This window comes from Faecalimonas canis (assembly GCF_054601575.1).
This window is the reverse complement of record NZ_BAAHSI010000003.1, coordinates 44,470-66,569: the sequence shown is the minus strand read 5'-3', so window position 1 is coordinate 66,569 and position 22,100 is coordinate 44,470. Positions and strand designations below refer to the sequence as shown.

Annotated in this window: 37 protein-coding genes and 3 pseudogenes; 5 read left to right on the top strand and 35 right to left on the bottom strand. The window is 36.0% G+C overall.

Annotated elements, in window-relative coordinates:
- Positions 1 to 25 precede the first annotated feature (25 nt).
- The 3 genes and pseudogenes from ACYPXO_RS00715 (at position 26) to ACYPXO_RS00705 (ending at position 1,325) form a co-directional block, all read left to right on the top strand.
- Positions 26 to 481 carry a DUF2800 domain-containing protein gene (locus ACYPXO_RS00715; protein ID WP_459638830.1) on the top strand — a complete coding sequence of 152 codons (456 nt, stop codon included), beginning with the start codon at positions 26 to 28 and terminating at the stop codon, positions 479 to 481.
- Positions 397 to 687 (top strand): annotated as a pseudogene (locus tag ACYPXO_RS00710) (DUF2815 family protein); the annotation flags it as partial. The gene ACYPXO_RS00715 and the pseudogene ACYPXO_RS00710, both read left to right, overlap by 85 nt.
- 443 nt (positions 688 to 1,130) lie before the next feature.
- Positions 1,131 to 1,325 carry an excisionase gene (locus ACYPXO_RS00705; RefSeq protein WP_459638829.1) on the top strand — a complete coding sequence of 65 codons (195 nt, stop codon included), beginning with the start codon at positions 1,131 to 1,133 and terminating at the stop codon, positions 1,323 to 1,325.
- A gap of 39 nt (positions 1,326 to 1,364) precedes the next feature.
- Here ACYPXO_RS00705 and ACYPXO_RS00700 read toward each other — a convergent pair.
- The 4 genes and pseudogenes from ACYPXO_RS00700 to ACYPXO_RS00685 form a co-directional block, all read right to left on the bottom strand.
- Positions 1,365 to 1,520, bottom strand: a pseudogene (locus ACYPXO_RS00700) (DUF2800 domain-containing protein); the annotation flags it as partial.
- Complete coding sequence (locus ACYPXO_RS00695; RefSeq protein WP_459638828.1) at positions 1,513 to 1,848, bottom strand: rRNA biogenesis protein rrp5; 336 nt, start codon at positions 1,846 to 1,848, stop codon at positions 1,513 to 1,515. The pseudogene ACYPXO_RS00700 and the gene ACYPXO_RS00695, both read right to left, overlap by 8 nt.
- Entirely contained in the window at positions 1,845 to 2,039 is a 195-nt protein-coding gene (locus ACYPXO_RS00690; RefSeq protein ID WP_412403085.1) for a hypothetical protein, read from the bottom strand. The genes ACYPXO_RS00695 and ACYPXO_RS00690 overlap by 4 nt, the downstream gene beginning before the upstream one ends.
- A gap of 149 nt (positions 2,040 to 2,188) precedes the next feature.
- Positions 2,189 to 2,587, bottom strand: coding sequence for a hypothetical protein (locus tag ACYPXO_RS00685; RefSeq protein ID WP_459638827.1), 399 nt, complete (start codon positions 2,585 to 2,587; stop codon positions 2,189 to 2,191).
- Positions 2,588 to 2,693: 106 nt separating this feature from the next.
- On the opposite strand from ACYPXO_RS00685, the gene ACYPXO_RS00680 reads away from it, so the two are divergent.
- Complete coding sequence (locus ACYPXO_RS00680) at positions 2,694 to 2,912, top strand: helix-turn-helix domain-containing protein (protein WP_412403083.1); 219 nt, start codon at positions 2,694 to 2,696, stop codon at positions 2,910 to 2,912.
- A 40-nt stretch (positions 2,913 to 2,952) separates the two neighbouring features.
- Here ACYPXO_RS00680 and ACYPXO_RS00675 read toward each other — a convergent pair whose 3' ends face one another.
- From ACYPXO_RS00675 to ACYPXO_RS00545, 27 genes are all read right to left on the bottom strand, one after another.
- Positions 2,953 to 3,492, bottom strand: a complete 540-nt coding sequence (locus ACYPXO_RS00675; protein ID WP_459638826.1) for a hydrolase — start codon at positions 3,490 to 3,492, stop codon at positions 2,953 to 2,955.
- Entirely contained in the window at positions 3,492 to 3,920 is a 429-nt protein-coding gene (locus ACYPXO_RS00670; RefSeq protein WP_459638825.1) for a hypothetical protein, read from the bottom strand. Before ACYPXO_RS00670 ends, ACYPXO_RS00675 begins: the two co-directional genes overlap by 1 nt.
- Before the next feature lie 4 nt (positions 3,921 to 3,924).
- Positions 3,925 to 4,242: a hypothetical protein gene (locus ACYPXO_RS00665; protein ID WP_459638824.1), complete on the bottom strand. Its 318-nt coding sequence runs from the start codon at positions 4,240 to 4,242 to the stop codon at positions 3,925 to 3,927.
- A 7-nt stretch (positions 4,243 to 4,249) separates the two neighbouring features.
- A complete protein-coding gene (locus ACYPXO_RS00660) occupies positions 4,250 to 4,747 on the bottom strand; it encodes a hypothetical protein (protein ID WP_459638823.1) in 498 nt (165 codons plus the stop codon).
- 18 nt (positions 4,748 to 4,765) lie between these two features.
- Positions 4,766 to 5,014, bottom strand: a complete 249-nt coding sequence (locus tag ACYPXO_RS00655; protein WP_459638822.1) for a metallophosphoesterase — start codon at positions 5,012 to 5,014, stop codon at positions 4,766 to 4,768.
- Positions 5,015 to 5,734, bottom strand: a complete 720-nt coding sequence (locus ACYPXO_RS00650; RefSeq protein ID WP_459638821.1) for a fructose-bisphosphatase class III — start codon at positions 5,732 to 5,734, stop codon at positions 5,015 to 5,017. It abuts the gene before it with no gap.
- Positions 5,735 to 5,766: 32 nt separating this feature from the next.
- Complete coding sequence (locus tag ACYPXO_RS00645; RefSeq protein WP_459638820.1) at positions 5,767 to 6,399, bottom strand: hypothetical protein; 633 nt, start codon at positions 6,397 to 6,399, stop codon at positions 5,767 to 5,769.
- A 55-nt stretch (positions 6,400 to 6,454) separates the two neighbouring features.
- Positions 6,455 to 6,658, bottom strand: a complete 204-nt coding sequence (locus tag ACYPXO_RS00640) for a DUF1902 domain-containing protein (protein ID WP_459638819.1) — start codon at positions 6,656 to 6,658, stop codon at positions 6,455 to 6,457.
- Positions 6,658 to 7,416: a histidinol-phosphatase gene (locus tag ACYPXO_RS00635; protein ID WP_459638818.1), complete on the bottom strand. Its 759-nt coding sequence runs from the start codon at positions 7,414 to 7,416 to the stop codon at positions 6,658 to 6,660. Before ACYPXO_RS00635 ends, ACYPXO_RS00640 begins: the two co-directional genes overlap by 1 nt.
- Complete coding sequence (locus ACYPXO_RS00630; protein WP_459638817.1) at positions 7,409 to 7,729, bottom strand: hypothetical protein; 321 nt, start codon at positions 7,727 to 7,729, stop codon at positions 7,409 to 7,411. The genes ACYPXO_RS00635 and ACYPXO_RS00630 overlap by 8 nt, the downstream gene beginning before the upstream one ends.
- Before the next feature lie 29 nt (positions 7,730 to 7,758).
- On the bottom strand, positions 7,759 to 8,064 hold the full coding sequence (locus tag ACYPXO_RS00625; RefSeq protein ID WP_459638816.1) for a hypothetical protein: 306 nt from the start codon (positions 8,062 to 8,064) through the stop codon (positions 7,759 to 7,761).
- The gene (locus ACYPXO_RS00620) at positions 8,052 to 8,966 is read right to left on the bottom strand and encodes a DUF4253 domain-containing protein (protein ID WP_459638815.1); all 915 of its coding nucleotides are present in this window, start codon (positions 8,964 to 8,966) and stop codon (positions 8,052 to 8,054) included. The genes ACYPXO_RS00625 and ACYPXO_RS00620 overlap by 13 nt, the downstream gene beginning before the upstream one ends.
- 42 nt (positions 8,967 to 9,008) lie before the next feature.
- Positions 9,009 to 9,494 (bottom strand): hypothetical protein, encoded by a 486-nt coding sequence (locus ACYPXO_RS00615; RefSeq protein ID WP_459638814.1) that lies wholly within the window; start codon positions 9,492 to 9,494, stop codon positions 9,009 to 9,011.
- Between the two features lie 37 nt (positions 9,495 to 9,531).
- The gene (locus ACYPXO_RS00610; RefSeq protein WP_009247319.1) at positions 9,532 to 10,032 is read right to left on the bottom strand and encodes a hypothetical protein; all 501 of its coding nucleotides are present in this window, start codon (positions 10,030 to 10,032) and stop codon (positions 9,532 to 9,534) included.
- Entirely contained in the window at positions 10,025 to 10,681 is a 657-nt protein-coding gene (locus ACYPXO_RS00605) for a metallophosphoesterase (protein ID WP_412403080.1), read from the bottom strand. The genes ACYPXO_RS00610 and ACYPXO_RS00605 overlap by 8 nt, the downstream gene beginning before the upstream one ends.
- A gap of 1 nt (position 10,682) precedes the next feature.
- Complete coding sequence (locus ACYPXO_RS00600; protein WP_459638813.1) at positions 10,683 to 11,240, bottom strand: hypothetical protein; 558 nt, start codon at positions 11,238 to 11,240, stop codon at positions 10,683 to 10,685.
- Between the two features lie 5 nt (positions 11,241 to 11,245).
- Positions 11,246 to 12,025: a hypothetical protein gene (locus tag ACYPXO_RS00595; RefSeq protein ID WP_459638812.1), complete on the bottom strand. Its 780-nt coding sequence runs from the start codon at positions 12,023 to 12,025 to the stop codon at positions 11,246 to 11,248.
- A 3-nt stretch (positions 12,026 to 12,028) separates the two neighbouring features.
- Positions 12,029 to 12,709, bottom strand: coding sequence for a hypothetical protein (locus ACYPXO_RS00590; RefSeq protein WP_459638811.1), 681 nt, complete (start codon positions 12,707 to 12,709; stop codon positions 12,029 to 12,031).
- Positions 12,710 to 12,727: 18 nt separating this feature from the next.
- Positions 12,728 to 13,426: a fructose-bisphosphatase class III gene (locus ACYPXO_RS00585; protein WP_459638810.1), complete on the bottom strand. Its 699-nt coding sequence runs from the start codon at positions 13,424 to 13,426 to the stop codon at positions 12,728 to 12,730.
- Positions 13,426 to 14,268, bottom strand: coding sequence for a hypothetical protein (locus ACYPXO_RS00580; protein WP_459638809.1), 843 nt, complete (start codon positions 14,266 to 14,268; stop codon positions 13,426 to 13,428). Before ACYPXO_RS00580 ends, ACYPXO_RS00585 begins: the two co-directional genes overlap by 1 nt.
- Positions 14,269 to 14,293: 25 nt before the next feature.
- The gene (locus ACYPXO_RS00575) at positions 14,294 to 14,611 is read right to left on the bottom strand and encodes a hypothetical protein (RefSeq protein WP_009247326.1); all 318 of its coding nucleotides are present in this window, start codon (positions 14,609 to 14,611) and stop codon (positions 14,294 to 14,296) included.
- Between the two features lie 40 nt (positions 14,612 to 14,651).
- Positions 14,652 to 15,578, bottom strand: coding sequence for a metallophosphoesterase (locus ACYPXO_RS00570; protein WP_459638808.1), 927 nt, complete (start codon positions 15,576 to 15,578; stop codon positions 14,652 to 14,654).
- 20 nt (positions 15,579 to 15,598) lie between these two features.
- Positions 15,599 to 16,264 carry a hypothetical protein gene (locus ACYPXO_RS00565; RefSeq protein ID WP_459638807.1) on the bottom strand — a complete coding sequence of 222 codons (666 nt, stop codon included), beginning with the start codon at positions 16,262 to 16,264 and terminating at the stop codon, positions 15,599 to 15,601.
- Positions 16,265 to 16,336: 72 nt separating this feature from the next.
- Positions 16,337 to 16,666 carry a hypothetical protein gene (locus ACYPXO_RS00560; protein WP_459638806.1) on the bottom strand — a complete coding sequence of 110 codons (330 nt, stop codon included), beginning with the start codon at positions 16,664 to 16,666 and terminating at the stop codon, positions 16,337 to 16,339.
- Positions 16,666 to 17,568 (bottom strand): ATP-binding protein, encoded by a 903-nt coding sequence (locus ACYPXO_RS00555; RefSeq protein WP_459638805.1) that lies wholly within the window; start codon positions 17,566 to 17,568, stop codon positions 16,666 to 16,668. The genes ACYPXO_RS00560 and ACYPXO_RS00555 overlap by 1 nt, the downstream gene beginning before the upstream one ends.
- A 17-nt stretch (positions 17,569 to 17,585) precedes the next feature.
- Complete coding sequence (locus ACYPXO_RS00550) at positions 17,586 to 18,500, bottom strand: hypothetical protein (RefSeq protein ID WP_459638804.1); 915 nt, start codon at positions 18,498 to 18,500, stop codon at positions 17,586 to 17,588.
- Between the two features lie 217 nt (positions 18,501 to 18,717).
- On the bottom strand, positions 18,718 to 19,479 hold the full coding sequence (locus ACYPXO_RS00545) for an exonuclease/endonuclease/phosphatase family protein (RefSeq protein WP_459638803.1): 762 nt from the start codon (positions 19,477 to 19,479) through the stop codon (positions 18,718 to 18,720).
- A gap of 339 nt (positions 19,480 to 19,818) precedes the next feature.
- Here ACYPXO_RS00545 and ACYPXO_RS00540 point away from each other — a divergent pair, with 339 nt between their 5' ends.
- The gene (locus ACYPXO_RS00540) at positions 19,819 to 20,298 is read left to right on the top strand and encodes a hypothetical protein (RefSeq protein ID WP_459638802.1); all 480 of its coding nucleotides are present in this window, start codon (positions 19,819 to 19,821) and stop codon (positions 20,296 to 20,298) included.
- Positions 20,299 to 20,364: 66 nt separating this feature from the next.
- Here the strand turns inward: ACYPXO_RS00540 and ACYPXO_RS00535 are convergent, their stop codons facing one another.
- From ACYPXO_RS00535 to ACYPXO_RS00520, 4 genes and pseudogenes are all read right to left on the bottom strand, one after another.
- A complete protein-coding gene (locus ACYPXO_RS00535) occupies positions 20,365 to 20,814 on the bottom strand; it encodes an SH3 domain-containing protein (RefSeq protein WP_459638801.1) in 450 nt (149 codons plus the stop codon).
- Positions 20,815 to 20,982: 168 nt separating this feature from the next.
- Positions 20,983 to 21,463 (bottom strand): annotated as a pseudogene (locus ACYPXO_RS00530) (recombinase family protein); the annotation flags it as partial.
- Positions 21,464 to 21,571: 108 nt separating this feature from the next.
- Complete coding sequence (locus ACYPXO_RS00525) at positions 21,572 to 21,694, bottom strand: hypothetical protein (protein WP_459638800.1); 123 nt, start codon at positions 21,692 to 21,694, stop codon at positions 21,572 to 21,574.
- A 26-nt stretch (positions 21,695 to 21,720) separates the two neighbouring features.
- Complete coding sequence (locus ACYPXO_RS00520) at positions 21,721 to 22,095, bottom strand: hypothetical protein (protein WP_459638799.1); 375 nt, start codon at positions 22,093 to 22,095, stop codon at positions 21,721 to 21,723.
- Positions 22,096 to 22,100 lie beyond the last annotated feature (5 nt).

Genomic DNA, 22,100 nt, shown 5'->3' with positions numbered 1-22,100 from the left:
GGTATCGGATTATAACTGCGATGAGATGGAAGAATGCACAGATGCTTACGCAGAGTATGTAATCGAACAGTATGAAGAGGCCAAGAGATGTTGCAAAGACCCCATCATTCTTATTGAGCAGAGACTCGACTTTTCCTGCTATGTACCAGATGGCTTTGGCACAGGAGACTGTATCATTATTTCAGATGACACACTCCATATCATAGATTTTAAGTATGGCCTTGGAGTGTTAGTCGAATCGGAAGAAAATCCACAGATGATGTTATATGCACTTGGTGCCCTTGGAATTTACGATGCTCTTTATGACATCAAGGATGTATCCATGACCATCTTTCAGCCAAGAAGAGAAAACATCAGTACCTGGACGATTCCGGTAGAACAGCTGAAAGCTTGGGCAGAAGAGGAACTGATGCCAAAGGCACAGATTACTTTATCAACGCAAACAGCACAACAGCTCCACAGATTGTTGACCATGCAGTAAAACCTATCCTTGACAGAGGAGAAGTGTATTCCGGTTGTTATGCGAGAGTTTCTCTTAACTTCTATGCATTCAACTCAAACGGAAATAAAGGTATTGCTTGTGGTCTTGGTAATATTCAGAAGATCCGTGATGGTGAATCTCTTGGTGGCAAAACATCTGCAACAGATGACTTCGGTACAGTAGCAGATGATGACTTCTTAGCATAAGGAGGAATACACCATGACAGAGGTACAGAACTTTATGCTTGTTGTTTGTTTCGGTTCTACGATGGGATTCTTGATTGCATCTGTCGGTATGATGGTTGTTGATGGTATCCGCCATCTGAAAGAAGTCTGACGAATCCTAACTCTGTGATACAGATGAAGAAATAATCTTTGTAGTGATGATTTGCAAAATAGGATTTCAAATTCGGTTTGTGAGCAATGTGGAAAAAGCATTGTTCAGACTAAAGGTAAGAAACATAAAAGATTTTGTTCTGATAGTTGTAGAAATAAATGGTGGAATACACATCTCGACCAAGTGAAACGTAAGGCAATCTATGAGTATGTTTGTCCTGTATGTGAAAAGGTCTTTACGGTGTATGGAAATTCCAAGAGAAAATATTGTAGTCATGAGTGTTATATCAAAGATAGATTTGGGGGTGTAGCAGATGTATGAATTGCCATTAGGTGAAAAGTATACGCTTTCGATAAAGGAGGCGGCAGTTTATTTTAATATAGGAATTAAAAAGATGCGTAGATTAGCAGAAGAAAACATGGGTGTTTTCGCATTGGTTAGTGGTAATCGTTATCTGATAATCCGCACAAAATTCGAAGAATATTTACAGAACAATTCTACGATATAAATTGCTTTTATCTGTTAAAAGTAGTTGCTATTTATACGGTTTCTTTAATTTGTGTTCACAAAGGGCGTGTGCCGCTGTACCTTCCTTGGCTGCCTCTGAAGTCTGGGATTCAAATTCCAGTTCAAGTCTTGCCGATGGTGTACAGTTCAGCCATCTGTGTGAACCCGATGCGGATAAAATTGCATGATTACTCATTTCCGATTACCTCCGCATCTTTCAATACTGCAGCATAGTCCTTAGGATCTATGTCACTAAGTTTACTTGCACCGTACTTTGATACGATTGCTCTGACTTCTGCTGAATACCCTGCCTGACTTTTTCCTGCGAGAACCCCACGCACCTTTTCAAGGGAAATGACAGATTCTGCTTTATTTTCCGGAAGGATTTTTGCCTTTGGTTCTTCTGACAGACCTTCCAGTACGGTATTACATACCACTTGGACACTGTCAGATAAAGAACGAAGGTCTTCGACCACTTTCAGCACTCGCTGTGCTACGTCAACAATCAGCTTTACCTTATTCAATCTTTCACACCTCCTTCTGACTCACAGATGGATACTTCATCGATACTGTCACCCGGAATTAAGATAGTTACCTTCTGCTTTCTTCCGAACAGCAAACGAAGGAATCTTTCCCTAATAGTCACGTTGCGACAAGTAATGACTCCGCCCGTCTGTGGAACTTTTGAAACACTGATTTTCAAGTTATGTTTCATCGTCTTTACCTCTTTTCTGAAGGCTTATCGTTTTGTTACCTTCTATGAGGTAGCCAGTTGGGGACGGTCAAAAGGACGGTTTTATAAAAATTTTTCAAAAAAAATAAACCTGCAGGTCTCCCCACAGGTTACTCATAAATCTTAATATTTTATTTTACAATTAGTTCAAACTCTTCCGGATTATTAATAATATCATATTCTAACTTGCCTGGCCCTTGTGTGTATTCTACTTCCATTACCTTTTTCCCGTTTTTCCAATCCTTTTCAGTCAAATACACATTCATATAAATGCCCGTTGCATATCCACGGTCCGTAGAAAACTTTATTGTCTTAAAAGAATTATCCTTGCACATTTGTATTAGTTCTTCAGCAAACGCTTCTTTATCTTCTATTTTGTTCCTATATGCTATTACAGTAAGATGTTGTTCTCTGTTAAAAGACATACTGTTTTTTACATCTGGTTCTCCATAAACAATCGTATTGTTTCTCCAACATACCGCTATAAAAATTATAAGAAATGCTCCAAATCCTAACATACATTTTTTCATCGTTTTCACCCCTCTCCGTTGCTTATCTTCATTATATTTTGTAGCCGGATTTTCGGCAACGTTATATTTCAATATTTTTCCTATAATACTAAGTAGAACAAATCGAATGGAAGTGAGATTGATGATTAGCTACGCTCCTTTTTGGAGAACCCTAGAAAAGAAAGGCATCACACAGTACCAACTGATTCACGAATACAATTTCAGCACCGGTACACTCGATACCTTACGCAAAAATAATAGCATAACCTTAAATACACTCCATGACATCTGCGATATGCTTGAATGCGATATCTCCGATGTAGTGGAATTCGTAAAAAGAACTTAAAGCTGGTTGTAAGAAAAGAAACCTTTTCCTGCATCCAGCTTTATTCTATCTCTTGAAATCTTTTATTGTTTTCTATCAATTCTTCTATTGTTACTGGCTCATAATTATTAATCATACAGCCCGCATTCAATGCACGCTCTCTTGTTTTCATAAATTCAAAAACATCATTTCTATCGCTATGAATATGTCCATAGACATGATAAGAGCCTCTGCGTATTGCATTCCATGTAGCTAATGGGAAGTGACACACAATCACATTATAATCTCGGTCCTTTATGTGTTGTAATCGCTCAACGCTTTCAAAATATTTTAATGCAGACACGCTCTTGACCGTTGCCTTATCGTGATTTCCGATAATTAAATGTTTTCTCCCTTTTAGTTGTTTCAAATAAAATGATAGATCCTTATCTGAACGATAACAAAAATCACCAAGAATCCAAACATCATCTTCATCTGTTACTTTTGCATTCCAGTTTGCAATAAGAGTTTCGTTCATTTCTTCCACACTTTCAAACGGTCTACTATCAAACTTCAACACGTTTTTATGACCCAAGTGCATATCTGAAATGTAGTAATTCATCAAACCACCTTCCCTATATTCTCCAAATTATAACTCCATTCTTTCAGTTCATTAATATATGCCTTTCTATTGTCTTCCAATGCTTCCTGATTTAAAATCAAACCACCCACTTCCGCATAGAAACCATCTTTTCTGTTTCCTTGGAATGGTACTGTTCGAATCACATTATTTACAATTCCGTCATCCGTTTCCTGTTCTTCTAAGAAAAATCCTGACGGTATACTGTCAAAAGGATATGTTTTCTGAAACTGTACATATGTTGTTATCGGTTGATTTCTTCCTTTTATATGTCCGGCACAACAGTTTCTAGTAATATAACCTTTATGATTTAAACCAATGATTATTTCCACCATCTCGTCATCAATTTCAACATAGTGCATTTCACCACATTTGCATCTGTATTCCCAACAAGATGAACATAGCCGCATATAATCACCTCAACTTGCTCAAAACCTCTCTGAAGTCCCAACTTAAATCTCTGCTTCTGTTATAAAATACGCATCCTGCAATTTCCGGAATATTATAATTTATAGAAGAACATACAATAATCGGTATCTGAATCTCTTTCCTTTTTAATTCTTCAATTACATAGAATCCTGCTTTCGTATCATCTACACCGTTAAAAGAAAAATGCATATCTGTTATAAGAAGATCATACGGTTCTCCCTCTGCAATAGCCTTTTCAATCATTGCTATTCCAATTTCCGCATTGGTTGCTAAGTCTGCATCTGGATACCCGTTCCAACTCAAAGCACGATTAATATCTCAATGTTTTCCCACTGAATCTTCGATATTGATTATTTTCTTTATCTTTGCCATTATTCTTCCTCGCAGATTTCATCGTAATCTTCAAACATGATTCGTATCCACATTCTTCACTTTCCACATGGTAATGTCCCGCATACCACTCAGAAAAATCCAAATTATCATGTATATGCTGCAACCATTTCTCCGTGGACTTATCTACTGTTGACTGGTCTAATCCAGGAGTAAATGCCCATACAGGTTCTGCCTCAATCGGAACAGTGTGGGAAAGTACAACATCTATTGACCAATTCACTTTATCAAGCTGCGCCTCCACATAAGCCTTTATGTCCTCATCCGGCTGTTCAGATTCAAACCATTGTAATCCATGCCTTAAGCGGTAATACTTATCTACGCTATATGCTCCTCCAAGTGGCATTACTTTTTTTCCGTGGAAATTATAAATCTCGCCATCTTTTGCAAACAAAATATTGGGATACTGTTCTTCCACATATACGATACCTTCGTTCTAAACCAATTCATCATAGTCTGCCGCAAGCCAAGGTCTTTCTTCATGATTCCCATGAACACAAAATAATGTAATATTCAATCTAGACAAATGTGCTTTTACGTCACAGTCAGAACCACCACAATAATAATTGATGCCTGCATCACCCAGAATAATCATCACATCATCAACCGTTGTTCCATTTTCTTCACAGAACTGTTCGATACGCTCAAAATCTCGATGCGTATCTCCTGTTATGTAAAAATGCATTTACTCATCATCTCCCTCTACATAAAATTCTTTCATATCCTCCAAACGTAAGCACCCAAGTCTTCCACCAGGGAAACTACAGCCACAATCGATGGCAATATGGTTATTGGCTTGATAAATAAATCCAGGTCTTGGATTATTTTCAATCAGCATCGTTGGTGTGTGTCCTGTAATTACGTACTTGTCATCAAAATACTTGCTTTCATAATCTGGTCGTTTCCATACAAGCTCGTCCAACTCATATTCCCACAATTCTTTATCCGGTTCAAAATTCCCCAACCCGGCATGCACCAAAACAAATGTATTTCCTGCCACTTCAATCTCATCGTACACTTCAAAATCTGAAATAAAATCTACGATTTCGCGTTGAGTATTCTTATCACATTTATGAAACTCGTCTGTTGTGGAAACAGCACCGTTCTGTTGCCAGTTAAGTAGCTTTTCAATCATCTCTTCGTCCATTTTTTCTACAGTTTCTTCAGTAATTTCCTGCAACAAAAATGAAAAACACTCACAGGCCATTACACAATGATTGCCTGCAATCATTTCAACATTAGGTCTTTTCATCAAGTCTATGATAATTTTTATTGGGTTGGGACCACGATCCAGGATATCGCCTAGAATATAAAGCATATCGGAATTCTTAAAATCTATGATTTCAAGCATCTTAATATATGCATTATAATTGCCATGAAGATCACTCATTACATATGTACTCAAGTCATTTTCTCCTCCGCACATTTTTTTAATCACTAATCCCATAAATAATAAAAGTATTCTTTCAACATGTCCAGTGCCTCGCCTTGTGATTTCTCACGATATTTTTCTATTCTAGACTCTTCCTCATGGTACTTATCATAAATTTCTTTATATGCTGGTAGCTCATCCATAAAATGAACTCTTCTTGAACCAGTTTCACGTGTCCTTTTCCGTTCAGCTTCTGTTTGGAGTTTTTCTCCGAAAGTTCCGTATTTTTCTTTAAATTCTACAAAAGCTTTCATATATTCTTCTTCGTATGGGTTTTTCATAGTGCAAGTTTCTTCTTTTGCTTCTCTCCAAAGAAATATCATACGATCTAAAATCCCATTCCATTCTTCATGGCAAGTATCGTTGACTAATATCCCCTTAGAATTCACATAATCCTCGCCAAAGCAGCTTGGCGAACCCATACGATTTTGTCTTAAATCTTGCAGCATATCCGGAATAAGCATCTGTAAATAATCGTATATGCTCCATTTGTCACACTCCGCATATCCACGAACAACACGTTGCCAACTCCACTTGATACATTTTTTAATATGCTTAATTGTCGCTAATAATCTGCATTTAGCCCCCAATCCACACATTTGAAACCCCTCTTTGTTCCAGATATTAATATCTTTCAAGTTTTTACCTCCGACTTAACTCGAAATATAATTAGTTACATTCCTGCATTTTCTTTCAGACAGGAAAATCATTTGATTCCATATCTAAAAGTTCAATCATTTCCTTAATAGCTGATTCCATTCTTTGTGCCAAAGTAACTAATGATACTCCTTCCAAAATAATCCCATTTAATTCTTCAACGCCTTGTACTTGTGGAATCCATACTTTCGCTTCATCATCGTATGTGAAAATCATTCTTTTCCTTAAATTTTTGTTCATTAAATACCTCGACTACTCGCAAGCATCTGCTGCTTTCTATAATTCTCTACCATTTCTCCAACAGAATGTGCATCCACGCCGTAGATTACTTTTATTTCACCAGACAAAGCCCTCCAGAACTCCTGCCAATAAAGGTGCTTTCTCTTTTTTTCGAACATATTGCTGATATTCTTCTCTAAGACAACGCCTGTGTGTTCAGCATATTCCTTAATTTGTCTTGAAAGTTCAACCGATTCAAAATCCCATTGTTTTTTTCTTCTAAATATCTGATCTGGATGTGCAACCACGTCAAACAATCCACTTTCCATACCGGCTACAATTCCTTCTGCCAAATAATGTGCCTCATCACTTTTATTCTCTAAATCAAAAGTGTAACTACCATCTGCAAGCAAGGAGAAGTGTTGCCCCAAAAGCAAAATACCCAATTTCCATTTTTCTTTTAGTTCTCTATAGTAATCAATGTATGTTGGTATATATTCGATTTCCAGTCCAACCTTAATTTCAATCATTCCTTTATACTGCTGCTGTAAGACTTTCAATGTACCCACATATTCTTTCAATTCTTCCATTTCCATTCTGTAATTGAATGAATTTCCTGGAAATGGTGCGTGGTCAGTAAACACTATTTCTTTTGCTCCTAATTCAATAGCTTTTTGAATATACTCATTTTCTCGTTCATCACCTGCATGCTTACATCTATAACCATGCACATGGAAAATCGTCTTATCCATTTCTGCTGCACCAACCTTCTTAATCATTATCCACTGCATAACACATAGGCATTTTCTCGATATGTACACAGTTTATCCTATCTTTACAACCAATCATATCTGGAGCAACTTCTACAACCAAGTCCACCCAAGACATGAAATCTCCGTAATACGTTTCTAATTCTTTCTTTATCGAATAGTCGGTCGGTGCATACCTTGACACTGGAAGTAATGCCAAAACAGATATTTTCTCCTGCACTGAAAGTTGTTTTAATTTTGATAATATTTCTTCATTCTGTACCCTTCTGGATAGACATGTGTTATGAGTTGTCATAAGACATAAATGATCTACAACAACCATACTTATCTTAGAGACTCGATTTCTGTTTTTTACTTTATACTCTCCAATTCCTTGATTGATACTGCTGGAGTGTCATCTATTTCAACCACCACTTCAGGGAACGCACTTCTGAAGTCTTTCGATTCTTCTTTTAAAGAAAAATACAAAATAACACCCGAATTAATTTGATTGATATATTCACATAGTTCTGCAGCATACCTTGTGTTATCCTCACCATTCCGGCTTACAAGAGCCACAAAATTCTCATTTTGACATACTTCTGCTAATTCAATCGTTGTCATATTTGAAACGTTTAGGTTATTTGATGTTTCCTTTCTGCGTCTTAATCCCACCATAAAACAAATCTTCCCTCTCTCCTTAGCTTCTCCGTTATCGTTTCATAATTAGCCAAATCCAAACTATTCGGTGCAAATTCAGCAATTTCTATCATTAACTGTTCAATCTCTTCTGTAACCAGTTTTTTATAACACTTGAATTCTAACGAATCATGGGATATTTTTATAATTTCGGCTCCGTACTTTTCATACCATTCCTTGGATTTTCTTTCCACTGTTCTCCATTCTGGACAATCATTCCAGCCACCCCACAAAGAGCCAAACATCGAAAACACTTCATATGCGTTTGATACATAAAATTTTACCGGCAGACTTTCATCTTTTTTATTTTTCACATAATGTCCATCACAATAATATAAACCATCCTTTTCTTTCTTAACAAAATCGCGTACAAATTGGAACATATCTATATTATCAATTACACAATCAATTGATTTTAATGGAGAAGAATCCTCTATGCTCTCAGTGACCTTATGATCGTAACGTTCCAACTTTTCAACACCCAATGCTCGCGCCGCAACATCCGGAACATGCACATAATGGTAACCACCTCTCGCCCATCTATCTTCTTGCTCATAAATCTTCATAAAAGCATCGTAAAAATCTTTTCTTATCAGTATCTTCCTATTACTGATGTATTTCCACCATCCACCTTCTTCAGCTGCAAATCTATATTGATAAGTAGTGCTTTTCTTAAACAATGGTGCAAATTCTTCTAGCTTACGTTCGTCATACGGAAATCCTTCGAATCCGATAAAATAGCATCTTGCGTCTGATGTGATAATCCATAAACATCCCCAGCCACCCATTCCTGTGGAATTTTGGATATTCACTAGAATAGCTTTTCCCCAGAAATTGTCATTCAGTTCTTCCAAAGCAAATGTTTTTCTTTCTAAACCCATACATCAGTCCTCCTTCCGAAAAATATTTATAATTACCTCCAATTAATCCCTTATCGGAAACGTATTGTGCTGCAAACGCTCCAGTATTATTTCATCTTCAATTGCAAACAAATCCGTTTTCCCGCAAACATTAATCAATAACTGCCCTAAACGCATATCTAGATACTGTCTCCATACAGTTTCCAGTGCAGAAAGAATTGCCTGGATTCTTCCAACATCTCGTCCACCTCCACCGAGCCAAGAACTTTCATACAATGTTTTTACCATGTATTCCAACATTCCTTTGCGTAGATCACCATTTTCGAATTCTGCATATTCCAAGTCTGCCGGTGCAATATGATCATGACTGAATACCGACAGGAACTTTTGCCCGTCATAAATCAAATTAACAGTTACTTGCCAATCGCTATAATCTCCGTTTTTGGCACAATTTCTGTATAGTAATTCGTCTTTATCATTTATAGGACCATCTACTATTCCATAAAGTTCTGTGCCAATAAGATGAACAATGTCCTTTCGCCTAAACATCAGCGGCATGTCCACATACCTATTTTCAAAACGTTGGTTATTTACGTTCTATTGCATCCTCTTCATTTTCAGAATATAGCCAAAAGGTATCATTCCTATATCCTTCCGGGCTGAATCCAACACCACCAAATACACCATTCGTGTCTCCAGCTTTTTTCTTACATTCAAGCAATTCCTTATTAATTCGGAATGAATTTCCTTCTTTCAAGCCATCTTCATATGCAGCTTTAAAATCAAGATAACATCCCTCTTCATCGTATCTGCCATCATACCCTGTGGACAATCTGTAAAATGCATTACCGTCATTTTCTTTAAATTTCTCATAATACATTTTGTCTCGTGACAATCTTTCTTCTATCTGTTTCTTTAAGAATTCATCCGATGTATTTTTCTGAATTTCCAACAATGCCCGGAGTTTTTCATCATATAAAGCAATCCTATGATTATAAATCAAAGTTGCCTTATCCCAATCTGAAAACTCAATTACTTGGCTTTTCATAAATCTTCTATAATTCTTTGATGGAATCATCTCAAACATAAAGCTCCTCCTTCGTTTCTAGACACATGCAGCCCAATCTTCCACTGCTGAATCCACATCCACAATCGATTATATATAAATTTTCTTTTCGATTTTTCCATATACGACCATCATCGATATTTGTATGACCGCATACAGATATGTAGCCGGCAATACCATAGTGCAGATAAAAATTATTCCAAGATGTACCCATCAAATAATAGTCCTCCACCTTAATTACTCCCGGTGCGGATGTCATTGCATGTGCCAAAAGATACTTTTCTTCTTTTACTTTCACAGCCTTTTGCACTGGCCATGACAAAATAGTATTTGCCAGGTTTTGTAAATCTACAGGAGTTAAACGTTCCTGCAACAACTGAAAGGAATTATATGAATAAGGTGCAATCTTACTTCTCTTTCTTTCTGGCAAAGCATAATATTCCAAGATGTACATTGCTAGCCAATGATCATGATTTCCCCTAATTACATCACACCGTTTTCCCAATCGTTCTATATTAAAATATAAGTCAACAGGATTCGGATTATGGCTTGATCTGTCAAATACATCACCTAAAATGTATAAGTGGTCACTCTCCGAAAATCGTATTTTTTCTAACAATTCGCAAAACCTTCTATTGTCATTATGTATATCACTGATAACGTAATGCATTCTATTCCTCCCAATTTGGAATATCTATCAATACACGCGTTTCCCAGATTTGCTGGAGAAAATGTTTATTATCCTCATACCAAGCCCTCATAACTGGATCTACATATTTATCAAAATCATTTTCCTGGAATCCTTTATCAAGATCAATAATTCCTCGATAATGGTCATTATCTGTCTCATATTCCACTTCGTATATTGATCCGTTCTCAAAATCTATATCACAATACACAATTGCACCATAAAATGCCGCTATAGGCACACGCTGTCTCACTTCCCTAATATCAACCACATAATGTTCTATCCAATCTAAAAAAATAAATGTTTGATCTGAACACCATTCTTCTTTGCTACCAATAAAACAATTTAGAGGAATCTTGTATAACACAGGTAATTCCGGCTCTCTTTGACGCCCTGGAATAAGATTTCCTAAACACCGACTATCTTCTGCAACAACCCTATCGTATGCTTTTATCAATTCTTTTTTATCAGTAAAAACTCCAAGTATTTCTGTTTCATTACCAAACATCATGCATAAGATGTAAATCTCTTCATTGTTCATCTTTATTAATCCTTCCTATGGTCCATAACATATTTGATTATCTCGTCCTTCTCTTTCAATATTTCGTTAAGAACACTTTTTGCTTCGTTTTCTGTATACCCGCAAGTTTCTACAATTCTTCCATCTGAAATGCAGGCAACTATGCTTTTAAAAGAATAATGCTCATCTGGTTGTTCGAAATAAATGTATACTTTATTATCAGGAGTATGGAGTAATCCGCAAACCTCAATGTCACTCAGTATGGTTTTATACCATTTCATGGGTAATAAATCCTTTACCGTCAACGGATTATTATGACGCTTTGCATCATAGTTTATAACCAAGTCGTAATCATCCAACACTAAAATGCAATCACAATCATATCCTGGAAGTTCATCGCTAACCTTTTCAATTTTTATATCGAGAGCTGAGTATGAACAATCATCCTTCATGATTACTTCAAAATCCAACATTTTGTCATGCCATACAAAAAATCTCTGCAGTTCCTCTGACATTTGTATATGTGGTAGTTTCTGCAAATCCTGCACTGTTCTAATCTCATACACCTGCCACCCACGTATCCTAAAGTAAAAACAATTGTCATCATTTATTTCACAAAAATCATTCTCTCTGCACCATTGTTTCCATCCATTGACAGAATCTACTGGAGACCCCCATAAACCACCTCTTGGCTTTACATCATATTCTTCATTTTCTGCTTTTTTAAATCTATCTCTATCGAAATCAGCCGAACCATAATGAACATACATTTTTCGTTCTAAGTTCAGATTTTCTCTAATTCCCATCTTTTACCCCGCTTCTCCCAAAACATCTCGCATGAGCCTATCAATTATTTCATTTGACAATAGTTCATCCTCTTCAAACAGGAAATCTCCTTCGTTCTTAGAACTGGCTACCGTAATCCAACAACACGTTTCAACAGAATCTTCCGCAAAAATATCCTTCCCACAATCCCTTCTTCGCCTTCCGTTCAAATCTCTCGCCCTAATATCAGAATGTTTTACCATTTTTAATATTTTATTGCCCCAGTTGCTACATTCTCTCCAATATCCTTTTACCAAATATTCGTCAAGACAAACACCCATTAATTTGTATCGTCCAATCCAATAAAAATATTCCTTGAATATTATTTTCCGAAACCTAATCTTTGCTGCTCTGGTGTATAAAATAGATTCACACCCATAGAAATTATGTAATTTGAATATTTCATCTGTAAAATTAAAATCAAACTCTTTTAATATTTTTGCATTTAAATCGTGTTGAAAAATATTATAATACTCATTTGTAACGTAATAATCAGATACAATATGTCCGGATTTTGACATTCTATATCTTGATTTCTGTTCATTCGGGACAACTTGGTTGTTTAGCCAAAATTCTTCAAATTCATTGATATCATCCACAAAGAATTCTGAAGTTCCTGATATAAAAGAACAATTATTTTCATCATACAATGTAATTTTGTACATCCTCATCTCCCACCATATTTAACATCTATTTACATATGTAGCACTTCCTGTTTCAATGCAATATGCTGCCAACCGTCCACCGTAAACACAACCACAGTCAATTGCTATATGGCCATTCTCTAAGAGTATCTCGGGTTTTCTGTCGGCACGGATGAACGGTGTCGGTGTATGCCCAGAAATAACAAACGTATTTTCATCCTTATAATATCGCCTACTATAATCAATTCTCTCACTCAAGAAATCCAATACATCGTATGTATCCAAAGGCTTGTCTTCCTCAAATCCCGCAATCCCGGTATGCACAAGCACATATTCTTTTTCATTACAATTAATAGTCACATAAGATTTTGCTTTGCTAATATAATTAAAGATTGCAGTTCTTTCTTCCTCAGCAAGTTCTAAAAATCCATCTACAGTCGGTAATGCTCCATCCTTAATCCATGAGCGAAAATCCCATTTTTCCCCTTCGTTATGAAACTCTGTCAACTCCATACCCAGTGTTTTTACGAAGTAGTAGAAAAGATAGTCATGATTCCCCCAAATAAAGGTCACATTTTTACGTTTCATCAGATCCTGCATCACACCGATCGGATCAAATCCCCTATCAAGAACATCTCCCAATATGTATAGGTGATCAGCATCAGAAAACTGAATCTTCTCTAACAATTTAAAATACTCTTTTTTGCATCCATGAATATCCGATATCACATATTTCATTATTTAAAGTACCTCGCCACTTTTTTCTCATGTTTTTCTAGTGCTTGCATCAAACCTTCTTTGTCTACCGTTCGAACAAAATAATGCAGCTTTTTTGTTTCCTCTTGTATATCAAAATCATATGAGAATATGGACGGTGCCTCTATTGACTTATATAATCGTTTTCCGAAATCATAAATAAACTGTCGTTCTTCTAGATCATCGATATCTTTAACTTGATAGAACACTTCATCCATAAAGAAATGTATTGCAACCCAAATATTCTTCTTTTTCTCAAGTAAGTCGCATTTTAATTTTTCAATTTTTTCTTGCGCGATAACATTTGATGTTGGGAACTCTCTGCAGATATCTTCAAACTCATTGAATTTGTCGTTCAAAAATTCTCCACTTTTCAAGCGGAAATGATATGCCTCTTTATTCTCCCTCAACTCTTTTAGAAAGTCTGACATTCCATCAGCAAAAATCTGACAGAATGTTTCCGTGTTCCCTCGTCTTAAATATCGTTCTCTATACTCCGCTTCTAAACTATCTTCCGGATAACACAATATTACATTTCTGTTATAATCTCTTTGTAAAATATCAATTGCAGCCTGAACGGTCGGAATAATGACATATTTATACTCTTTTTCTTTCTCCAAAATATCCGCAATCATATTGTATGGATAAATGGGATTATCGACATGGTATTCGGATGCCTTTTCTCGTTCAAACTCCCCAGTAATTTCTTCCTTCACAACCGGCAATATTCTAGCGTATGGCATACTTGCAATTTCAACACATATATCTGAATGTGTGTTTGCAAATGTAGTTTTCCCGCATCCGGCATATGCTGCAATGATCATATAGGTTCCACTCCCTTCACTAATTCTAATGCGAATTGGAAAATTGTATTTTCATGGCTTCTCTATCAAAAAGTAAATAATGCCAAACATACTCTCCACCATTAACAATTTCACTGCCAATATAATCATCAAGAGTAAACTCCGGATGTTCATGGCCTGTTCCGATACAGACTAAAAGATATTCTTTCTTGGGTTTATCCAATGTATTAAACCACATATGCGGAAAACCATACTGTAATCCAATCTTTAAAATATTCTTTTTAGCCTCTTCTACAGTATCAAATGGCAGATATAATTCTTTGATACCTGTATGATTAAGTAATGCTTCTTTATATATAAGCATCTTTGGCACCTCTCTTTCTGATTACCATATTATAAGTTTTCTAAATCGTTCTGAGACCAGACACATCCGATTCCGGAATATGCTTATTCAGAACACCCTCACTATCAACTATGTCATATGAAACCTCTTTTTGTTGAAAAAGAGTCCCATAAGCATCAACAGCAGCTATTCTTCCGTATTTTTCGCTTTTCTCTACCCCATTATCAAAATCAAAAGAAACAAACTCTCCCTTTTTATACTTTGGTCTGCCCACGCACACCATAGTTGTATCAGTTCCGAGTTCAATGATTTTTTCGTACAACATTTCTGCATGGTGATATTCTCTATTATCATGAAAATGTCCAAAATACCATCTCTCGTAATCTAATTTACGTTCAAGCTTGGAAAGCCATTCCTCTGTAGATTTATCCACCTCTGCCTGGTTAATAAAATCCAAAAACAAATCTGTGGGTTCATACACGAATGAGCAGGTATGTGAAAAAACATAATCTACCTGCCAATTGATTTCTGTTAATTTGTTTTCAACATACTGTTTGATTTCTTCTGTTGGCTGCTCACTTTCAAACCAAGGCCGCCCTGTCAGAAGCCTATAATACTTGTCAACACTATATGCTCCACCAATAGCAATACCTTTCTTGTCGCCAAAAGAATAAACCTCTCCATCCTTTGCAAAAAGAATGTTTGGATAGCTTTCCTCCACGTAGACCGTACCACCATTCCACTGTTTTTCAACATATGTATCTAGTTCATAAGGGCGGGCCTCGTGATTTCCATGAATAGTCAATATCGTAATGGGCAACTGAGCTAACATTTTTTTATTTTTAATATCCCTTTTCCCTAACCAAAAATTCAATCCAAAATCGCCAAGCACTATCAACACATCTTCAGTGGTGAGGTTATACAACCTACAAAACAGTTTAATCTTGCTGAACTCTCCATGACAATCTCCGGTAATGTAATATGCCATACAAACACCACCTTATATCTTTAATCCATTTCGGCTTGCCTGAATCCAAACTGCTTCAGTTCAAGCCATGACATTCTAATACCACTAAATTCTTCTAAAACATCCATCATCTTATCCAGATTCCCCGATGCCTCTTTTACTTTCCTAATGTACTCGGAATTCTTTTGTAATTCTGCTATAGTTTTAGCAAGAACTTCATCTTTTTTCTTCTGCTCATGGTAAGACTCTTCCAACTCCAGTATTTTTGAAGCAAAGTGGGCTCCATCTAGCATATCTGCCCACCAGAATGTAATATCACAATTGCTTTTATCTCCGAAAACCTCTTTTACTGCTTGATAAAATTCTTTTTTTACTGCCAGATGATTTCCAAAATCTAAGTAAATGTGACGCCATCCCTCTGGTACACACGTTTCCTTATCATCAGAAGAATCACCAATAATAATTGTTCTTGCTGCCGCAAGCTCCGTACTCATTGGACCATCCCAATAACATTCTCTCAAAACTGGGAACAAATTTTTTATACTTGCATAGGGGGTTGTTTCGGATAAGTAATCCACCGAAAAACACTCCCCATTTTTCTTATAAAAAGTCATCACACCGCCTGGCCCCATAGCTCCTGGCTCTGAAACCGAGAAAACTACTATATCATCAAACATTTCTTTCTCAAGTAATTCAGCATATCTCATAGTTAATTCCCTTTCTGTACTCTTCACAAGACGTTCTTATTAACAACCACTCTATCAGCATATCGCATTATTTCAGCCCACAAGCTTGTTGACCGGATTGAGAAATTCTTGAAGAAATGCGACGATAAAATCCTCATTTCTTTGCTCGGTTACTATTTGACTTAAAATTTTCTTATCTGGTTCTCTATATGTGTTACTCATTATTTCAATGAAAGTATTCATTCCCATCAACACATCCGTTTTTGCGTCGTCTTTCACATTGCAAACCATCAAATTATTCACATCTCCTGTAGTTAAGTTTTTAGCCTTTTCGTACATGGTTAGAAGATCTTCATACAAACCTAATATATTCTCAATTACCTTTCCTTCTTTGGGATCAACGATTGCAAATAAGATTGCCATTACTTATCCTCCTCTTCTTCTAGCAGACTATATGGTTCTAAAAGAATCCTCTTCATTGTTTTTTTCTCTTCATCTGTTAAATCTTCCATGTTATGTTCTTTTTTCTTGTCGGTTGCCAATTTCCACCAAAGTGTTTCTGTAATGCCACACTCTCCACATGTACGAGGACTTAAAACTCCAAACATGCCCATTCTAGGTGGATAATCCCAGCCTTTGTTGAACGCTTTTTCAGGAGTCAAGTGTTCTTTCTTACCACATACTTCACAGTAGTGCCAAAATCCCTGTTCATTCAGCTGCTCTAGAAATTCCTGATGTTCCTTCTTCTCTTTTTCTTTTGCCACCTCTAAAGCAACCTCTTCTGCGAGTTCCTTTTTTACTCTGTCTATTAAATCTGGGTCTATTTCTGTAATAAGTTCTTCGACCTTTTCATCTCGTACAATAAAAATTTTGTCATACCCTTCAGCGATATTCGGCATTTCTATGGCATCCATTTCTGCCCATAATCTATCAAAGTCTTTTTCACTATGCTTCGGAGAAACTATCAAGTTATTTCTGAACTGCTCCTCTGAAGGCATAACGACATAAATATGGATTGGTGAATCTGTTACTTTTTTAAATTCCTCCATGTAGGCAACTCTCCTCTTCGCTTTGTAATATGTATGCTCCAAAGCTACGTTCTCTCCTTGCTTTAATGCCTCGATAACATCTTCCTGGATTTGTTCATTCGCCTTTATCAACAATAGTTTGTGTGCAAAGAAATCCATAAACTCAAAATCACCAGTTTCTTCTCGTAATTTTCTCTGATAATCACCTACGGAGAAATGCTTCCATGAACTAAAATTATGTTCAATGAAATGTGTTCTCCCACTACCAGAAACTCCCATTACAATATTTAGTGCCATGCTATCCCTCCTTCATTTTACATTTCTGATTTTATTTCCGGAAAATCGTGTTCAAACACTTTCTCCAGAGTTGCCAATAATTCATTTCTGAAGAGTTTTTCATATGTGTACTGCAAATTACCATCGTCAACTTCTTTCACGATTCGAGAAAAGTACTCAGTTCTTTCTTCAAAGTCCTTTTCTGTCGACAGAAAATCGAACATAAACAATGTTCTGTTTTCAAACTCAATTTCTTTATTACAAATCGCCAAATACAATTTATAGTTCTCTGTACAGATATCATAAACCACATCGAAGTATGTAATTTTTTTATTAATATTCTTCCAGCGTTGAACGACCCCAGGAATCGAATAACTCTTTACGAATCGCTCTGTTTCTCCGATAATTCGAACAAGTTTCTCACGGACATCTCTTTTGTCTAGGAATCTTGTACTCACAAAGTTTCGAATCACATCTATTCTTTTCTCATAATAAGAAAATGCATTTGCTTTATCATTTTCCATTCCTGGAACAAAATTATAATTACAACTCTCATCGATCTCACTTAAAACATCATAGAGCATTTTATAGACTTCCTTTATTTGAGTGAGATATTTACCATTTTCATGTTCCATCAACGCTTGTGTTATTTTTTCTATCTCAATTTCTTTGAGAAAGGCCATTTCATCATCTGCAAAAGCAAGTCCGCATAATTGTATAGCATTTATTCCGAGTACTTCTTCATTCCCTCTTAAAAAGCTTTTAATCCTATAAGCCATTCTTTCCTTTCTGGTTTCGTCATCAGCAACAAGTTCTAATGCTTCTGATATTGACGCTGTAGATACCTGTTTCTTTTTCTCCATTGCCTCAACCATTGATTTCACATCGAATAGATAGACCTTTCCCCCCTTTATATACAGTTTCTTGCTTGTTCTAATGACAATTTGATTCATGAACTCACCTCCTGTTCATCAAACAAGTATAGTTTAACTCAATTCCCCCACATACCTCTGCCATTTCACTGGCAAGTTTATCTTCCTGAGTTGTTCTTTTTCTTCTACTATCGTTTTTAAGTTTCTTCATTTCTTTAGATTACATATCAATCATTTTAGTCTTTAAAAAATGCTTCGATTGTAAAACCGAAGCACTTCTTCCAATAATCTTATTAATTTATGCAGCTTCTAGTGTGATTGTAATTAATTTATGATCCGTAAATAACATATAGTAATCGTTAAGTACCTCTGTTTTCACTTTTACAATATCACTGTCTCTTAAAGCTTTTGAGATGTAACAATGATCAAGCATTTTATCCTCATATGTATCCGCCAATGCTGTATCAACAAAAGAAAAGTTGTCGAATAAGTCTTGACAATAAAAATCTCCAGTACTAGGAGCTCCATTGAAGTCACCCGCAGAAATGGCTAGACAATTTTCTTTGCTTTTTTGAAATTCTATTTCATCTACAAGCATACTTTCTTTTCGTTTAATCTGGTTCTTTACGTGAAATTTTGAATCGTCTACACAAGGAATATGGCTTGTCTTGTAAAAAATTTCATTGTCCCCAAGTTCAATCTTTCCGTATACATAACGAAAAACTGTATCAAAACATTCCGAAGTATATAATTGTTCAAACTTCACATCTTCTCTGCAGAATACAGCAGACAAACAACTGTATCTCCATTTATCCTTTATGTTATCCCAATCTTTATGTATATAAAGTTTATATCCACACGCGCCTAGTTTATGTTTTACTCTTTCTAATCCACTCCATGATATATCTCGAACAGAAATGATATCATATGCATCTTTTTGCAAAATTTTGTGAAACATAAATACGATACGCTCATCTGTATTTCCTACAAATTTTAATTTTTTTGATGCTTGTTTATTTGAGCAAGCAGAAACCTCAAGAATACTAAGTTTTTTCTTCATGTTTACCTCCAATTTATCTTTTACAGCTTGAGTTATGGGAGGGAGAACACCCTCCCTCTCTGTCCCATTTCATTTTTAATCATCAATGCTTTCTAGTTCGTCTTCGATTTCTTCATCCGTCAGATTACAAAACATATCCTGTAGCATCTGCCAATCTCTTTCAGACATTACTTCTCCTCCCTTCTTGGTTGCGTCAACTTCAATAGTATTTAATTGCTATTCTTACTTGCATTATAGTTCCACTCCTTCAAATTGTCAAGTACGAATTTTAATTAAATTGTTACTTGATTTATTTATATATTCTGATATACTTATTATTAAGAAAAGGAGGACAGCTTTATGTACATTTATACATTTCTATTAACGCCGTCGAGAAACAAATCTGATATTATCTTTACTGAATATAAAGATGTTTTTTTTGAAGCTATTGACAATATAAATGGTGGCTTAGCTTTCAAAAGAGATAATAAAAAACTCTCTATATCCGATGAAGAAATTGACGAAAAAGAATTTAAAATGGTTCTTTTCTCTAAATTGCCATTAGAAAATCCATCTCGTAGCCTTAGTTCATTTACAAGATATTTGACCACATATTATCCTGATACATTCAAAAAGTACCTCTACAACAAAACTCTTTTTAGTATTAATTTAATCGGTCAAGAAAGTTCGGACTGTTATATAGATGATTTTGGTCTAAGTAATGAAGAGATATTAAAAAGCATGATTGATTTATTGTATTCACATACTGAAACAAAAGAGGTACAAATTGCACGCGCCAAAATCATTGATATATTAAAACCTTTTAATTTTAAAAACTAGTTCAAACAAAAAGTGCCCGTCAGAATGAATTACAACTTATAATTCACACTCTGACGGGCTTAATCGTTATAATATTATTTTATTTGTAAAATCAAGACTAATCCATCCGGCACCGCTTTTCAGCTTGCCCCATTTCGTTGCTCCCTTGCCATCCGCTTCTGCAACAATGGTAAACACACCGATGCCCGTATATTTACCTATCTTATCATAATTTGTTCCAGGTCCTTTTCTGATATTCAGATTCTTAATGCTGACACGTACACGATAAGACACCTTTTTCTGTTCTGACTCGGATGGTTTTGATGGTACATACACCACATTACCATTCCAGTCAAAAACAGAATATCCTTCATTCTTATCTGCACAAGCCTTTGCATTTTTCAGCACCTTATAGGCACCCTTCTGGCTCTTTGCATCTGTCCAACTCTTACGGACTCTGTACCACTTCTCCGGTTCTATAGTAATCTCTTTCACATCATACTGTGTCAGATTCCACTTCTCAATAATAGAACACAACTTCTCCACATACTTTTCAAATGTTCTGCAGCTTCTTCATCAACGATCAGCTGATGATGGTCTTCTTCTGACTTTCTGTAACCATACGGTTCCCAGGCACTTGTAAATTTTCCTTTTTTCCAAAGAGCTTTTTTTGCGCTGCTGCTCTTTTTGGCAAGGTCTTTCGAATAGAACTCCTGATCTTAATAGAAATGTCACGGCAATAAGCATCATTGATTAAATTCTTAAATGGGATAATGATTTCGTCTGCCTGATTCTTTCCCTTGAGACTGTCATAATTGTCATTGATGGCAATAAAACGCACACCAAGAGCCGGGAATAATCTCTCGATATACTTCCCGGAATCAATATATTCCCTTCCAAATCGTGATAAGTCTTTTACCACTACGCAATCTACAATTCCACGCCGGATATCTTCCAGCATTGCCTGGAATGCAGGACGATCAAAATTAGAGCCTGAGTAGCCATCATCAACTCGGACTGAAACAACTTCTATATCTTTTTTGTCTTTCAGGAAATCCAGAATCAAAGCTTTCTGGTTAGAAATGCTGTTACTTTCCAGTTTTGCTGAACTGGAAATATCGCCATCTTCTTTAGATAATCTGACATAGATGGCGGCATGATAGATTTTATTGATATTCTGATACATATCTTACCTCCTTTTATTACGTCAGAAAATCCATGTAATAAAAGGGGTCTGCATAATTTGTCCTTACCGACATTCTAACACAGTCCCCTCAATCTTGCCAGTACTTTTTCAGACACTCAGAAGCATATTCTCAAATGCCTGCTCCATAGATATACCGTTATTGGCAATCCCCATAATCTCAGCCATCTGTGTCTGTGTCTTATTTTCAAAGAAAATGCCATAAATAATCATGCGTTCCTCGGTATTCAGCTGATCTCTTACTTCTTTTTCCGTTTTGCTCGCCTCTGTTGCTTCTTTTGTTTCGCAACAGTTGCTTTTTCTTCCGGCGTTTTCTTATGTTTTTTTGCCATAAATGTTTCTAGTGTAATTCCCTTCTGAATGTCTCTCAGGATACGTTCTTCATAACTCTTTTCACGCTTTTCGACAATTTTATAAAATTCTTCATATTCCGTTTTAGGAGCAAGCGATTGAACTGCTGTAAACAACCTTTTGCATATATCCTTCATTTCAGCAGCATCCGGCATTCGCTGATTCTCAAGATAAAACTTCAAGTACATTTTGTATGTTTTATCTGCTATTGCACTCTTCTGTTTTTGTTTTAAGTCTTTATAGCTTCTGTCGTTCCTCTGCATCTATA

Bases quoted from the DNA above. Each gene is read 5' to 3' on its own strand.
- ACYPXO_RS00715 (WP_459638830.1), top strand. From the start codon at position 26: ATGGAAGAATGCACAGATGCTTACGCAGAGTATGTAATCGAACAGTAT.
- ACYPXO_RS00705 (WP_459638829.1), top strand. From the start codon at position 1,131: ATGTATGAATTGCCATTAGGTGAAAAGTATACGCTTTCGATAAAGGAG.
- ACYPXO_RS00690 (WP_412403085.1), bottom strand. From the start codon at position 2,039: ATGAAACATAACTTGAAAATCAGTGTTTCAAAAGTTCCACAGACGGGC.
- ACYPXO_RS00685 (WP_459638827.1), bottom strand. From the start codon at position 2,587: ATGAAAAAATGTATGTTAGGATTTGGAGCATTTCTTATAATTTTTATA.
- ACYPXO_RS00680 (WP_412403083.1), top strand. From the start codon at position 2,694: ATGGAAGTGAGATTGATGATTAGCTACGCTCCTTTTTGGAGAACCCTA.
- ACYPXO_RS00675 (WP_459638826.1), bottom strand. From the start codon at position 3,492: ATGAATTACTACATTTCAGATATGCACTTGGGTCATAAAAACGTGTTG.
- ACYPXO_RS00670 (WP_459638825.1), bottom strand. From the start codon at position 3,920: ATGCGGCTATGTTCATCTTGTTGGGAATACAGATGCAAATGTGGTGAA.
- ACYPXO_RS00655 (WP_459638822.1), bottom strand. From the start codon at position 5,014: ATGCATTTTTACATAACAGGAGATACGCATCGAGATTTTGAGCGTATC.
- ACYPXO_RS00640 (WP_459638819.1), bottom strand. From the start codon at position 6,658: ATGAACAAAAATTTAAGGAAAAGAATGATTTTCACATACGATGATGAA.
- ACYPXO_RS00635 (WP_459638818.1), bottom strand. From the start codon at position 7,416: ATGATTAAGAAGGTTGGTGCAGCAGAAATGGATAAGACGATTTTCCAT.
- ACYPXO_RS00630 (WP_459638817.1), bottom strand. From the start codon at position 7,729: ATGGTTGTTGTAGATCATTTATGTCTTATGACAACTCATAACACATGT.
- ACYPXO_RS00625 (WP_459638816.1), bottom strand. From the start codon at position 8,064: ATGGTGGGATTAAGACGCAGAAAGGAAACATCAAATAACCTAAACGTT.
- ACYPXO_RS00620 (WP_459638815.1), bottom strand. From the start codon at position 8,966: ATGGGTTTAGAAAGAAAAACATTTGCTTTGGAAGAACTGAATGACAAT.
- ACYPXO_RS00615 (WP_459638814.1), bottom strand. From the start codon at position 9,494: ATGTTTAGGCGAAAGGACATTGTTCATCTTATTGGCACAGAACTTTAT.
- ACYPXO_RS00610 (WP_009247319.1), bottom strand. From the start codon at position 10,032: ATGTTTGAGATGATTCCATCAAAGAATTATAGAAGATTTATGAAAAGC.
- ACYPXO_RS00605 (WP_412403080.1), bottom strand. From the start codon at position 10,681: ATGCATTACGTTATCAGTGATATACATAATGACAATAGAAGGTTTTGC.
- ACYPXO_RS00600 (WP_459638813.1), bottom strand. From the start codon at position 11,240: ATGAACAATGAAGAGATTTACATCTTATGCATGATGTTTGGTAATGAA.
- ACYPXO_RS00595 (WP_459638812.1), bottom strand. From the start codon at position 12,025: ATGGGAATTAGAGAAAATCTGAACTTAGAACGAAAAATGTATGTTCAT.
- ACYPXO_RS00590 (WP_459638811.1), bottom strand. From the start codon at position 12,709: ATGTACAAAATTACATTGTATGATGAAAATAATTGTTCTTTTATATCA.
- ACYPXO_RS00585 (WP_459638810.1), bottom strand. From the start codon at position 13,426: ATGAAATATGTGATATCGGATATTCATGGATGCAAAAAAGAGTATTTT.
- ACYPXO_RS00580 (WP_459638809.1), bottom strand. From the start codon at position 14,268: ATGATCATTGCAGCATATGCCGGATGCGGGAAAACTACATTTGCAAAC.
- ACYPXO_RS00575 (WP_009247326.1), bottom strand. From the start codon at position 14,611: ATGCTTATATATAAAGAAGCATTACTTAATCATACAGGTATCAAAGAA.
- ACYPXO_RS00570 (WP_459638808.1), bottom strand. From the start codon at position 15,578: ATGGCATATTACATTACCGGAGATTGTCATGGAGAGTTCAGCAAGATT.
- ACYPXO_RS00565 (WP_459638807.1), bottom strand. From the start codon at position 16,264: ATGAGATATGCTGAATTACTTGAGAAAGAAATGTTTGATGATATAGTA.
- ACYPXO_RS00560 (WP_459638806.1), bottom strand. From the start codon at position 16,666: ATGGCAATCTTATTTGCAATCGTTGATCCCAAAGAAGGAAAGGTAATT.
- ACYPXO_RS00555 (WP_459638805.1), bottom strand. From the start codon at position 17,568: ATGGCACTAAATATTGTAATGGGAGTTTCTGGTAGTGGGAGAACACAT.
- ACYPXO_RS00550 (WP_459638804.1), bottom strand. From the start codon at position 18,500: ATGAATCAAATTGTCATTAGAACAAGCAAGAAACTGTATATAAAGGGG.
- ACYPXO_RS00545 (WP_459638803.1), bottom strand. From the start codon at position 19,479: ATGAAGAAAAAACTTAGTATTCTTGAGGTTTCTGCTTGCTCAAATAAA.
- ACYPXO_RS00540 (WP_459638802.1), top strand. From the start codon at position 19,819: ATGTACATTTATACATTTCTATTAACGCCGTCGAGAAACAAATCTGAT.
- ACYPXO_RS00525 (WP_459638800.1), bottom strand. From the start codon at position 21,694: ATGATTATTTATGGCATTTTCTTTGAAAATAAGACACAGACACAGATG.
- ACYPXO_RS00520 (WP_459638799.1), bottom strand. From the start codon at position 22,095: ATGCAGAGGAACGACAGAAGCTATAAAGACTTAAAACAAAAACAGAAG.